Annotated in this window: 16 protein-coding genes; 13 read left to right on the plus strand and 3 right to left on the minus strand. The window is 36.0% G+C overall.

Translation table 11 applies throughout. The features are described 5' to 3' along the window. Positions 1 to 18 precede the first annotated feature (18 nt). Positions 19 to 573, minus strand: a complete 555-nt coding sequence (locus V6C17_RS09155) for a ferritin-like domain-containing protein (RefSeq protein WP_333522272.1) — start codon at positions 571 to 573, stop codon at positions 19 to 21. Between the two features lie 245 nt (positions 574 to 818). Between V6C17_RS09155 and V6C17_RS09160 the strand changes: the two genes are divergently transcribed. The 5 genes from V6C17_RS09160 (at position 819) to V6C17_RS09180 (ending at position 6,053) form a co-directional block, all read left to right on the plus strand. Next, entirely contained in the window at positions 819 to 1,781 is a 963-nt protein-coding gene (locus V6C17_RS09160; protein WP_333522273.1) for an acyl-CoA dehydratase activase, read from the plus strand. A 30-nt stretch (positions 1,782 to 1,811) separates the two neighbouring features. Further along, complete coding sequence (locus tag V6C17_RS09165) at positions 1,812 to 2,729, plus strand: acyl-CoA dehydratase activase-related protein (protein WP_333522570.1); 918 nt, start codon at positions 1,812 to 1,814, stop codon at positions 2,727 to 2,729. Continuing rightward, entirely contained in the window at positions 2,726 to 3,805 is a 1,080-nt protein-coding gene (locus V6C17_RS09170; protein ID WP_333522274.1) for an acyl-CoA dehydratase activase-related protein, read from the plus strand. The genes V6C17_RS09165 and V6C17_RS09170 overlap by 4 nt, the downstream gene beginning before the upstream one ends. Positions 3,806 to 4,068: 263 nt before the next feature. Further along, positions 4,069 to 4,983 (plus strand): acyl-CoA dehydratase activase-related protein, encoded by a 915-nt coding sequence (locus tag V6C17_RS09175; RefSeq protein WP_333522275.1) that lies wholly within the window; start codon positions 4,069 to 4,071, stop codon positions 4,981 to 4,983. Continuing rightward, complete coding sequence (locus V6C17_RS09180; protein ID WP_333522276.1) at positions 4,980 to 6,053, plus strand: hypothetical protein; 1,074 nt, start codon at positions 4,980 to 4,982, stop codon at positions 6,051 to 6,053. Before V6C17_RS09175 ends, V6C17_RS09180 begins: the two co-directional genes overlap by 4 nt. A gap of 133 nt (positions 6,054 to 6,186) precedes the next feature. Here V6C17_RS09180 and V6C17_RS09185 read toward each other — a convergent pair whose 3' ends face one another. Continuing rightward, entirely contained in the window at positions 6,187 to 6,456 is a 270-nt protein-coding gene (locus V6C17_RS09185) for a hypothetical protein (protein ID WP_333522277.1), read from the minus strand. Between the two features lie 57 nt (positions 6,457 to 6,513). After that, entirely contained in the window at positions 6,514 to 6,744 is a 231-nt protein-coding gene (locus V6C17_RS09190) for a hypothetical protein (RefSeq protein ID WP_333522278.1), read from the minus strand. Positions 6,745 to 7,031: 287 nt separating this feature from the next. On the opposite strand from V6C17_RS09190, the gene V6C17_RS09195 reads away from it, so the two are divergent. From V6C17_RS09195 to V6C17_RS09230, 8 genes are all read left to right on the plus strand, one after another. Further along, complete coding sequence (locus tag V6C17_RS09195; protein WP_333522279.1) at positions 7,032 to 7,679, plus strand: restriction endonuclease; 648 nt, start codon at positions 7,032 to 7,034, stop codon at positions 7,677 to 7,679. Between the two features lie 103 nt (positions 7,680 to 7,782). Continuing rightward, positions 7,783 to 7,929, plus strand: a complete 147-nt coding sequence (locus V6C17_RS09200; protein ID WP_333522280.1) for a hypothetical protein — start codon at positions 7,783 to 7,785, stop codon at positions 7,927 to 7,929. A gap of 139 nt (positions 7,930 to 8,068) precedes the next feature. Continuing rightward, entirely contained in the window at positions 8,069 to 9,037 is a 969-nt protein-coding gene (locus tag V6C17_RS09205) for an inverse autotransporter beta domain-containing protein (RefSeq protein ID WP_333522281.1), read from the plus strand. Between the two features lie 104 nt (positions 9,038 to 9,141). Beyond that, complete coding sequence (locus tag V6C17_RS09210; protein WP_333522282.1) at positions 9,142 to 9,306, plus strand: aspartyl-phosphate phosphatase Spo0E family protein; 165 nt, start codon at positions 9,142 to 9,144, stop codon at positions 9,304 to 9,306. A gap of 459 nt (positions 9,307 to 9,765) precedes the next feature. Then, on the plus strand, positions 9,766 to 10,308 hold the full coding sequence (locus V6C17_RS09215) for a thioredoxin family protein (RefSeq protein ID WP_333522283.1): 543 nt from the start codon (positions 9,766 to 9,768) through the stop codon (positions 10,306 to 10,308). Further along, positions 10,308 to 11,009 carry a cytochrome c biogenesis CcdA family protein gene (locus V6C17_RS09220; RefSeq protein ID WP_333522284.1) on the plus strand — a complete coding sequence of 234 codons (702 nt, stop codon included), beginning with the start codon at positions 10,308 to 10,310 and terminating at the stop codon, positions 11,007 to 11,009. The genes V6C17_RS09215 and V6C17_RS09220 overlap by 1 nt, the downstream gene beginning before the upstream one ends. Before the next feature lie 179 nt (positions 11,010 to 11,188). Beyond that, entirely contained in the window at positions 11,189 to 12,118 is a 930-nt protein-coding gene (locus V6C17_RS09225) for a DUF1848 domain-containing protein (protein WP_333522285.1), read from the plus strand. 42 nt (positions 12,119 to 12,160) lie between these two features. Next, positions 12,161 to 12,439, plus strand: a complete 279-nt coding sequence (locus V6C17_RS09230) for a DUF1294 domain-containing protein (protein ID WP_333522286.1) — start codon at positions 12,161 to 12,163, stop codon at positions 12,437 to 12,439. Positions 12,440 to 12,981: the final 542 nt, after the last annotated feature.

Below are 12,981 nucleotides of genomic sequence, written 5' to 3' on the forward strand. Positions count from 1 at the left end.
AAATATACTACTAATCTGTTAATCAATATCTCTATAGGTACATCCGCAATGCTCTAAAAGCGCCTTATTAAACAGTTTAATATGTACTTTTTCATCTAGTATGATTCGTTTAAGAATTGCTTGTATGTAGCGGTCATTTATTAGCCGGATATGCTTGCGATATTCCTCGATCGCCGCGTACTCTGCTTCAATATCAGCTTTTAATTGCTCACAAATATCGTCACCATAATATATAAACTTCCCATTCCAGAACCGATTATTTGTGCTGAATGAACCGCGAATCTGAGGATCTCCACCTAACTTTACGATTATATCCGAAAGAATTTCCATATGCAACATTTCGTTAATAGATACATTCTCGAAAAGTTTTCCTAGTTTTTCATCTACTTTCTTGGTAAGGAAATAATGGTAGAGATATTGGCTAATCGCAGTAAACTCACTGACAACACCTGCATAGTCATCCATTAACAGCTGTGCATAGTAAAGGTTTGGTTCAACAACCTTAACCTCTGGATAGGGTGACGGGTCAGAGTAGGAGGGTCTTTTGTGAATTTCATAGTCTATATCACTCATAGTAAATTCCCCCTAGTGCTTTTTTACTTATATATTAATGGTGAAAGAAAGTATGACTTCGTTTGACAAATAATACTAGAGGTGATGATAAAGAAGACTAAGAGCTAACATTTCATGAATCATACTTTTGCTCTATTTATTTCGATAATTTCAGTGTATTAGTCGATTGTATCGCGGTATCAAAATTTTGGTTATTATTGATTAATATGGTATAATATGACACAAAAGGAAAATAGGAGTATATAATGGACGTATATTTAGGTATTGATGTAGGTTCAGTAAGTACTAATATTGCTCTGCTTGACGAAGGTGGGAATGTAGTTGACACGCTATATATACGCACGCAGGGGAAGCCTATTGAAGCGGTACAAACTGGGCTGCGCTATATTAAGGAGCGTAATTCAGCCTTAGAAGTTAAGGGGGTTGGTACTACCGGCAGCGGGCGCCAACTTACTGGTGCAATTATAGGGGCAGATAGTATAAAAAATGAAATTACTGCTCATGCAGTAGCAGCAATGCACGTAATACCGGATGTGCAAACAATCTTGGAGATTGGTGGACAAGATTCTAAGATAATTATTATACGCAACGGAGTAGTAACGGATTTTGCGATGAATACCGTATGTGCTGCGGGAACTGGGTCCTTCTTAGATCAACAGGCCGCTCGGCTAAGTATTCGGATTGAGGATTTTGGCGATAAAGCGCTAGAATCAAAAGCACCAGTCAGAATTGCTGGACGATGTGCGGTTTTTGCTGAGTCTGATATGATACACAAACAACAGACTGGCCATTCAATAGCCGATATACTCAATGGATTATGTCATTCATTAGTAAGGCATTATCTAAATAATGTTGGCAAAGGAAAGACCATTCAAGGACCAATCCTTTTCCAAGGTGGAGTAGCGGCAAATAAGGGAATGAAACGCGCTTTTGAAGAAGCGATAGGTTCTCCTGTGGTAATTCCCCCCTATTATAATGTAATGGGCGCAATTGGCGCTGCTTTATTAGCTAAGGAAGAAATTAGTCGGAACAAGCGAACTGCTTTTCGCGGCTTAGAAGTTGTTGACTTTATTTACAAAACGCGCAGCTTTGAGTGCAGCGGCTGTGCAAATCTGTGTGAAGTTATTGAAATTAATATGAATGATAAAGTAATAGCGCGTTGGAGTGACCAGTGCGGCAAATGGAGCAACAGTATAACAGCTGACTAAGACTATTTGGAATTAATAATCTATAAAGGGATGATTTTGTTGCCGATTAGGGTTGGAGTACCAAGAGGATTACTTTATTACCAATACGGATTAGTCTGGGAAAGATTTTTACAAGAACTTGGGGTAGAGGTAGTTGTCAGTGGTGAAACATCCAAAGCGACATTAGACTGTGGGAGTGCGCTAGACGAAGTTTGTTTACCTGTTAAAGTATACTTTGGCCATGTCTACGAACTGTACAAGCAGGTGGATTTTCTATTTATACCGCGGTTAATTAGTGTATCAGCTGGGCAATATACTTGCCCCAAGATTATTGGTGTGTCAGATATGCTGCGCAGTAATGTCGATCACTTACCGCCTCTTATTGATGTTAATGTGAATCTTCGTCAAAATAAGCGGGATTTATATCAGGCGATTATAACTGTAGGACGCACGCTAGGCAGTAATAATTTCAAAAGCCTTTATGCGTGGATTCGTGCATGGAAGTATTGGCAGCAACAGCAAACTGCTAATATCCAAAAGTCTAAAAATAAGTGTATTGGTTTAATTGGCCATCCTTATATAATATATGACCGTCAGATTAGCATGAATATCATTGACAGACTTGATAAATTAGGTATTGATGTTATAACTCCAGAGATGGTTAATGAAAATGAGGTTGCCGCTTCAAATGGTGCTCTGGCTAAACAGATCTTTTGGTCTAATGGTTCTCATATGACGGGGGCGGCTTTAGCCTTAATGCAATCACCGCAGCCTGTTGATGGGCTAATCTTCTTAACTTCCTTTGCTTGTGGCCCTGACGCTTTAATAGGCGAATTGATTAGTCAGCATGCCCAAGACTTAAATATCCCATGTATGCTATTAACAGTCGATGAGCATACCGCTGAGGCTGGGTTTGTAACAAGGTTAGAAGCTTTTACGGATATGCTTTTACGGAGGAAAAGATCATGATTATTACATTTCCTCATATGGGGGATATGGGTATAGTCCTTAAATCGTTATTTAGCAATCTAGGACGAGAAGTAATTATGCCTCCTCCAATATCTAAAAAGACATTTGAATTAGGAGCAAAATATTCACCTGAGACGGTTTGTTTGCCGTTCAAACTTACGCTTGGGAACTTTATCGAAGCTCTTGAACAAGGTGCGGACACACTTGCCACCTGCGGTGGGGTTGGCCCTTGTCGATTAGGTTATTACGCTGAAGTACAGCGAGGTATTCTTCAAAGTTTAGGGTACAAGTTTGATATGATTGTTATTGAACCAGATATCACGGATATTTTTGCGAATTTACGTCGAGTTACATACAAGCGCAGTTTATGGGAGGTTTATTTAGCCTTTCGTTTGGCGATAGAAAAAATGAATGCACTTGACAATATTGAGCGAAAAGTCAGTGTTATCAGACCGTTAGAGGTAAATTCAGGTCAATCTGCCGCTATTAGAAAAGAAACAATATCGGCCATTGATTCTGTCGAAAAAATAGCCGACTTGCATGCCGTCTATTTTAAGGCAGAACGGGAATTAGATAATATTAAAACCAGGTCTGATATGGATCCGCTGCGTATTGGTGTTGTTGGAGAAATCTACGTAATGCTTGAGCCCTTTATCAACCAAAACTTAGATTTACGTCTAGGAAGTATGGGAGTAGAAATACATAAAACTATGTATTTAAGCGACTATGTTAATGGACATTTATTTAGAAAGAGCGAATATCTTGAGAAGTTTAAATATCTAGCCGGACTAGCACAACCCTACTTGGGTCATTATGTTGGTGGTCATGCTATAAAGAGTATTGCGCATACAGTTGATATGGGACAGGAAAACTACGATGGTATTATTCATATGTTTCCGTTTACCTGTATGCCAGAAGTTGTAGCCAAAAATATTCTTCCTAAAGTTAGCAATGAAAAAAACATCCCTGTATTATCGATTGCTTTTGATGAACAATCAGGTGATGCCGGAACAGCAACTAGATTGGAAGCTTTTATTGACTTGTTAAAATACCGTCGCCATAAAAAGGCTCGTTAAACTAAGAAGAGTCTGAGCTTAAAGCCAAGTATGGTAATTCATAGTATTTAGCTATGAATTACCATACTTGGCTTTTTTCAAATATCTGCATTCTATAGCTTATAAATCGACGATGGTGTAAATAATATCCCTTGTGACTAGAATTCTATATACGGGATAATTTATGGTAGTAGAACGTCTCGGAGAAATAACTTAATAACAGTAGTCAAATAAAGGCAATTTTACAAATCCTTTTGTTAGATTTTGATTTAGAGGATGGTTGTATGCAAATTCATGTAGGTATACCAAGAGCTCTGCTATATCACGAGTATGGTACTTTATGGACAGAATTTTTTCGTAATATAGGAGTGCAAGCTACGGTATCAGATGAGACTAATAAAAATATGCTAGATCGCGGTACATCACTTGCGATTGATGAATCTTGCCTTCCCTTAAAAGTCTATTTAGGGCACGTCGATTCATTACTAGATAAATGTACCCATATATTTGTGCCACGTATTGCCCAGTATAATCGCAATTTTTATTTATGTGCAAAATTCGCAGGGTTACCTGATATAGTTAGAAATACATTTGGTTTATCCACAAAGCAACTGATAGCTCCTAACATAGAAAGTACGTCTCCGGATAACTCGGTTAAGTGTGCCTATTCAACTTGCAAAGCGCTAGGAAAATCGCCGCTTGTTGGACACTTTGCTTATAAAAATGCATTAAAAGAATGGAAGAGTGGTTTCTTTAATATTTCAAATGAATCCAAAAACCCTAAAATTGCACTAATTGGACATAGCTACTTATTGCAGGATGATTTTTTTTCTCGAGAAATTATAGGAACATTAAATGCTCAAGGAGTTGCTGTTATTACTTCTAATCAAGTGGCAAGTAAAGTTCTATATAGTGAAGCTAAAGTCTTTGAGCCGGATATTTACTGGCAGCTATCGGCTAAGATAGCCGGAGCCGCAAACTATTTTTGCCGTCAGCCCGATATTGCAGGTATTGTTATAGTTTCTAGCTTTTGCTGCGGACCGGATTCACTTGTTAATGAATATATACAGCATCATGTGCTGCAAAAAAATAACAAACCTTATATTATCCTAAATGTTGATGAACATAGCGGAAGCGCTGGTCTTATTACAAGGATTGAAGCATTTTGGGATCTAGTGGCTAGGAGGACAAAAGCTTGAAAGTTAGTTATCCCCACATGGGTTATTTAAATATACCTGTTAATAATATGTTTAATAATTTAGGTATTGAAGTAATCGAGACTCCGCCGATAACTAAAAAAACAATCGAATTAGGATCATTTTATTCTCCCGAGGGTGTGTGTTTGCCTTATAAAATAAATATTGGGAATTTTTTAGAGAGTATAGAGCGTGGTGCGGACACGTTAATAAATGTATGCGGCGCTGGTAAATGCCGATTAGGATTTTACAATGCCGTTCAAAAAATTGAACTAGAAAAAAGAAAGAACCTAACGTTCTATAACATAGATACAAACAATCTATTTCGATCTCTATATAGTTTTTTAAGGGAATCGGTCCCGCATGTTAGCCGTTTAGAAATAGTAAAAAGCATTGCTATGGCAGTACAAACCCTTAAAGCTTTAGACGCCGTAAGCAGCGCAAAGAATTTGTATGGTGCTCGATTAGATAACCCAGAAGAAATTATCAAAATCTACAGCAGTGCCTTAAAAGATTTTACAGAGTGCCGCAGTTTCAATGATATTAACAAAACTAAGAAAGAAGCGGTCGAGTTAATAGAGAAAGTGGGCAAACAGTCTAAAAGGAAGCCAGCTAGAATTGGGCTTATAGGTGAATTTTATATCTTGCTTGAACCCTATGTAAACCATATGATTGAGGAAGTCCTTATAAAGCAGGGGATTGAGGTCAAAAAATTTGTTTATACTGGTGATTGGGCATATTCAAATACTCTTTTAAGCTCGTTAGGTCTATATAATGAAGAAAAGGAATATCTGGATCAAGCCAAACCTTATATGAATTACCACGTGGGCGGTGATGGCCTAAAATCCGTAGGTAGTGCACTTTGGTGTGCCCGCAATAATTTCGATGGGATAATTCATGTTTATCCATTTGGCTGCATGCCGGAAGTAGTAGCACAGTATGCACTTAAAAATCTTGTGAATGATTATAATATGCCTTTATTATCACTAAGCATAGATGAACACTCCAGCGATGTTGGTATTATGACTCGAATTGAAGCCTTTGCTGATTGTATTAAGCGAAAGAATAGCTAATCATTCATTTGTCTAAATCCGTATTTCCTTTATTCCGAACATGACAAAGCCCCCTAATCGTAGTAGTTTACGATAGGGGACTCTTAAGTCATTGTCTAAACCTGAAGGTGCCGTTCAAAATAATAGAATTATTTTAATGAAATTTAGAAAATGTCTCAACGACTATTGGGGCTACCTCTCGAATCAAGTCAACGATAAAAGCGCCCATTATCATGTAGCCGATTGGTCCTGATAGTTTTAACACACGGCTTGCAGCACTGTGACGATTAAACTTTTGTAAACAGGTTGCAGTTAGCTTGATCGATATTCCAACTAAACCAAGTACAATAATGTAAAAGCCCAATTGCCCCGGTGCAAATACATCTTTAAAGACGGTCCAGATAAAATCTAACATACTATTCATCTCCCCGTATTTTATGTTGTTAAATTATATTCATTGAAGTTTTGGATATGTTGTTTTCTACTCCAAGTTAGTAATTTTTTTTGTGATAAATATAAAAGCAGAAGATCCGTCATTTCCATATTCTTTGGAATAATGACGGATCTTCTGCTTTTCTTTATTTCTGCGGTAATCATTTTTTCGGTCTATCCAAATCAGGGCCAGTTTTACTTCTGGAGTCATTGCACGATTAGGTTTACCTGCAATCTTGAGAATATTTGGGTTAATAGTTCCACATTTAATTTTAGCCATTGGAAAACCCCCTTTATCTAATACTATTATATCGTAAGAATAGGTAAGTTCAACTTTTATATTTAATTAGGAGGCTTTATCTATTCTTGGGGCTTATATAGCAAGCCAAATGTGTAAATCCTCATTATAACTAAAATTATAGATAAATAGACGTAGTATAAATTATATTCTCGTAATAAAATCGTACGGATTTCGTCACGCATTTTAATTTCTAGTACAGTCATTTAAATTACCCGTCATACATAATGTATAAATAAGAGGAAAACTTCGAAGGAGCGTGACGGGATATGAAGAACATTTGGTTGGTGCGTGCATTTCCAAACGGGCATGATCGGTTCGAATTATTTAACAAAGAACAGATTATTGCGATTGGTTGGTCTAAGCTTACTAACCTAGAAGGGAAATCTATGGGAGAGCTTCGTGATATGCTTAGAACTGCATATCCTGAATATGACTCATCCGGAAAGGTAGGCCAGGCTCTTGCTGCAGTTAATGCATTTGTCAATGGATTGAGAGTGGATGATCTGGTAATGGTGCCAAGCGGGCAGCGTGTGCTTTTAGGGATTATTGAATCAGGATATTATTATGATTCTGCAAAGAAAAACGAAGGTTACTGTCATCAGCGTAAGGTAAAATGGCTATTCGAGACTACTCGTGATATTTTTGAGGGTGAAGTTAAAGTTTTTTTAAGCACGCGAAATACAATTGCTAAACTTAGAAAAAGAACAGAGTCTGTCTGGGCAATGGTTAACGAGCAACCAGAATCAGATACTATGGCCGAGGAGCCAGCTTTGTTTGAAGCTGCATCGGGCGATAAGGTATCAGATTTAATAAAAATAGCAGAAGATATTTTGCTTAAGGAACTTAGCTGTAATGAGCCTGAGCGTCAGCTAAAGGTTGCATTAGAAATTTTGAAAGCAAAAGGTAAACTATAGATTTTACTTAATAACACACTAGTAATTCCCACATAAATCTAAGCATATGAGTATCTGTTTAATTAAGCTGTAAAAGGCTAAAGCTATACACGGAGGTGATTATATGCCAGAAAACCGCGATATAACGAAATCTGAAGGAGTGCCGGCTGAAAACCGTGTTGTATCAGAAATATCGATAAATAGTAGTTTGCTTAAACATTCGGATATAGGACATATTGAAAAAGCACAAAAAGAAAATGATGAACGCTAACGTAAAAGCCGCTTAGGAGAGATTATAATTTCCTAGCGGCTTTTACATTTCACCTCTAGAAGGTAACATAATATTCCGTTATAATAAGACCATACAATTATTAAATTTCAGGAGAGTTAGCGTGCAAAGGTGGAAGAGTTTGTTTAAGGTCAGGAATTTATCATTAGCCGCAATTGTGCTTATTGGGATTCTAACACCTGATTTTTCTTTGGCAAGCGGAGAAAAATTAATGGATAAGCCCCTTTATGAATTTAATCTTCAAAAAGAAGTCCAACCCCCTGATTATCAGTTTCTGAACGAGTTAAGTGATGAAGCAAGAGTACAGTATACAATAAATTCTTATATATCCAATTATTTTCAGAAAGCCAAAAACACATCATGGTTTAAAGACGTAGATTTAGCCGTAATATTAGCGGAAGAATATCAGCCGGCTGTTACTGTTAACACACTGCGGACTATCGAAGAAGATGATAATTCTATTCATTTCTTTCAAGGGCGTTATCAACATTACGGAGATTCTTCGCTTGCAAATCTCGGCTTTGGTAATCGGATTTTTGTTGATGCCAAAAAAGAAAGTATGGTAGGCTTTAATGTGTTTTTTGACCACACTCCTGAGCATTCTCATTCGCGAGTGGGATTGGGTTTAGAATACTTTAAATATGGTGCTGAATATAGAGTGAATTTCTATCTGCCTTTATCGGGCGAAAAAAAGGTCAACATGAATCAAAATCCGGTACACGTGTATGAAAAAACAGTAAGTGGAGTTGATTTTAAAATTGGAACTGCTCTCCCTAAAGCGCCTTGGTTTGTGGTAACTGCTACAGGTTTTAAGTTTGAGAATAATAATCCAGGAGACGAATACGGCTATCATGTAAGCTCAAGATTACAGCTAACACCACGTTTTAATATAGAAGTTATAAATCGAAATTCTAATCAAAACCATGATCTTTACGGTCAGTTTTTATACACAATAGCAGAGCCATCGACTCCATCTTTATGGGGTAAGCCTAAAAAGATACCAACTGATCTGACTGCATTTAGACGACAAGCTGTTCAAAGAGAATATAGTGTGAAAAGAATTACTTTAATGGAAGAAAAGGGCTTTTGAAATAAGCATAATCCCCTGGCTAAGGAAATAATCGAGGTTGGCGTGACCTCAATCACATAAATATTTCCTTAAATAATATAATTTATAGCTAGGGGGCGAGACAAATGATATTATCAGAGCTTTTAATAAGTGTGGAATTGTTGAGGGAAATAATGCACAAGACTGCACTCGAAAAAGGTATTTCGCATCCTGATGTCCTGCTGTTAAGTCAAATATTAGACGGTAAGTTAAATGAGTACGAAAAAATTAAAGTTAAGGGGCAATTTTAGAACTCAAAAGAAATTCTAAAATATGACTGATAAAATTAATTCATACATTTATTGTGAAGGTGAGGAGTAAATTTGTATAGTTTTGTTAGCGGAATGATAGCTGGAATTATAACCTCATGTTTAGTTGGGGGATTTATATTTCTGCGTGTTTATGGTGAACCAAAACAGTAATATTCGTTTGTTCAAATATCGTATATAGAGAATAGGCCGGAGCCAATTTATGATAAAATTGGTTTTGGTGTAAAACTAATAAAATCTATAAATGCCGGTAGGTGTTAACCTAACCGGCATTTATTTATTGTCTGGAGGCAAATTGACATTATCTATATATAGGAATATTATAGATATAGATATTTGTCTATATCTATAATAAATGGTGAATAGAATGAATAAAGACTATAAGTAATATTTGTACTGTTTGTTAGTGGTTTATCCAGATTGATATGGAGGAATTTACTGATGATTGATGAGAAAGCATCGAATGATAGGAAAAATATTAAATTAAAATTCGTAATTCCACTACTGCTTATTTGTCTTATATTTGGTATATGGGCAGTAAAAAACAAGAAAAGGGATAATACCTTAATAGGAAGTTATAATGCTGACTTTGCACTGCATGTGACTGAAGAGCTGGATATAGAAAAGCTAAAGCAATACGGTGTTCCTATAATAATTGATTTTGGAGCTGACTCTTGTATACCTTGTCAAGAAATGGCTCCAGTATTAAAAGAGCTAAATGAGGAACTTCAGGGAAAAGCGATCATTAAGTTTGTTGATGTATGGAAATATCAGAAATTAGCAAACGGTTATCCAGTAAGACTTATACCAACACAGGTGCTAATTGATTCAAATGGCAAACCATTTACCCCTAAAAAAAATATAGATATGCAAATTAAAATTTATAAACAGCGTGGTAATGATGAGCATGTATTTACAACTCACGAGGGCGGACTGACAAAAGAAGAGATGGTGACAGTTTTAAAGGAAATGGGGTTAAAATAATGGATATTTTAACAACACAGTGGCTTGAAGCTATTTCAAAAACTATTTCATCGAATATATGGTTAGCTCCTCTTTTAGCATTACTTGCCGGAATAATTACATCTTTTTCTCCTTGTGCACTTACAAGTATTCCACTTGTGATTGGCTATGTAGGAGGTGTTGGAGGACAGAACACTACAAATGCATTTCGGCTTTCAGCAGTATTTTCATTAGGCATGGCTATTACTTACACAATTTTAGGAATAGTAGCCTCCTTGATTGGTCAATTGATGCTTGGGGCAGGATCCTGGTGGTTTATCTTTCTTGGTGTATTGATGCTGTTTATGGCTTTGCAAACATGGGAGATATTTAACTTTATACCGTCTTCGTATGCTATAAGCAAAAATCGTAAACGTGGTTACTTTGGAGCATTTGTTGCAGGTATTTTGGGCGGGTTTTTCTCGTCGCCTTGTGCTACACCCGTATTGGTTGTGCTGCTTGCTGCGGTTGCTAAAGAAGGAAATATGATTTGGGGAGTATCACTTTTATTGGTTTACTCTTTAGGGCATAGTGTTTTAGTTCTTATTGCAGGAACGTCCGTAAGTTTCGTTCATAAGCTAGTATCTAGTGAGAGTTATGGCAAAGGGTCTAAAGCAATAAGATTATTATTAGGTACACTTATGGTTATAATCTCCCTTTATATGTTTTACTTAGGTTTTTAAAATTAAGGAATAGAAAAAACTGCCTTAAGGGATTAACCCAAAAGGCAGTTTTTTCTAGGTTGTGTTAATTAATTCTGCTATATAGCTAAGTTTAGCCATTTGGGCTACAATGATTTACATGCAATTAAATAGCTCAATATTTGGTCTAGATCTAAAGTGAAGTAATTGAGGTGATTAAAATGATTATAAGTGCAAGTCGCCGAACTGATATTCCAGCATTTTATAGCGACTGGTTTTTTAACCGCGTACGTGAAGGATTTGTGATGGTTAGGAATCCTATTAATATACATCAAATTAGCAAGATAACCTTAGATACGGGAGTAGTTGATTGTATAGTTTTTTGGACTAAAAATCCTGCGAATATGATAAGTCGGCTGCATCTACTAGAAAAGTATAAATTTTATTTTATGTTTACTATAAATCCTTATGGCAAAAATATCGAACTAAATGTACCTCAAAAAAATGATGTAATAAATACATTTATCCAATTATCGAAAATTATAGGTAAAGATAAAGTGATTTGGAGATATGACCCTATTATTTTAACAGAGGATATTGATCTTAATTACCATTATAAATATTTTGATCATCTTGCTGGCAAACTTGCACCCTTTACAAATAAATGTGTTATTAGCTTCCTTTGGATGTATAACAAAACAAAATTCAACCTCAAATCTTTCGCAATAAAACATATTACAGAAGATATGAAGGAAACAGCAGTTAAGTCGCTTGCGTTAATTGCGAGTAAGCACGGCTTGAAAATCGTAAGCTGTGCCGAGAGCGACTTCTCAAGCTTAGGTATTACTCCAGCTAAGTGTATAGACCCACAGCTTATTTCTAAAATAGTAGGAGCTCCTATAATAAACGATAAGGATAAAAATCAGCGAGAGAAATGTGGTTGCATCGCCAGCATAGATATTGGGGCGTATAGTAGTTGTACGCATAACTGCTTGTACTGCTACGCTAATTCTAATCTAAGAACTGTCTATAAGAATATCAGCGTACATAACCCAACTTCGCCGCTGTTATTTGGCGAAGTTGAAGCGAATGATAAGATTTCCGAACGTAAGCTTAAGTCAAGTTGTATTGGACAACAAAGTATGTTTTAGTGGTATGAAACTGATTTTGTCGAATTTTAACGGAGGCTAACGATGAAGTTAGAAAACTATATTTTTATATTTGTATTATATATTTTGTGGAATGCAGCAGCTTTCTTTACAATTTCATATGATAAACGATGTGCCAAGATAAAAGGAAAAAGAAGAATACGAGAGCGCACTTTTTTTCTTTTGTCGGCTTTCTTTGGTGCAGTAGGAGTGCTGTCGGGAATGTACGTTTTCAGACACAAGACAAAGCATTCGTCTTTTGTTGTATTTGTGCCGTTATTATTATTGTTTAACTGGGGATTAATCTACCTAATCTTAAGTTGAAATAGGTGGCAGTGTCAGCTTAATTGTTTATTAGTAATTTGTTTGAAAGTATTTACATTGAAACAAAAATAGTGTATACTATAATTAATTAATTACTAACAAATAATAAGTATCCACAAAAAGACAAATGACAAGGGGTTGGGTACATGGCTGATAAAAAAATATGGGTTGGAAGATCAGTATACTCCTTGACTTCTATACCTATTGGTATCAAGCAAGATATAAGTAAAATGAAAAGCTTTTTACTAGAACTTACTAATTTAATGAAGTTTCATTATCGGTAAATTAATTGTGAATGATTATACATATGATGCCAGTAAATGGATAAACTACATGTTATGCTACTATAAGGAGTGATAAGTTTGAATTCAAGATTATACCAAAATCCGATTGTTGTAATAACAGCACTTATAAGTTTTTATACTCTAGCTATGTCAATTTATGCGATACTCAGATAGTATTGAGCTATGTAAAATTTAAATGGAAGGCGTTTAACTATTTAAGTTAGACGTCTTTTTTAATGTAAAATAAAACTTCCTCAA

It is taken from the genome of Dendrosporobacter sp. 1207_IL3150 (assembly GCF_036763085.1).
GTDB lineage: Bacteria > Bacillota > Negativicutes > DSM-1736 > Dendrosporobacteraceae > JBAIYU01.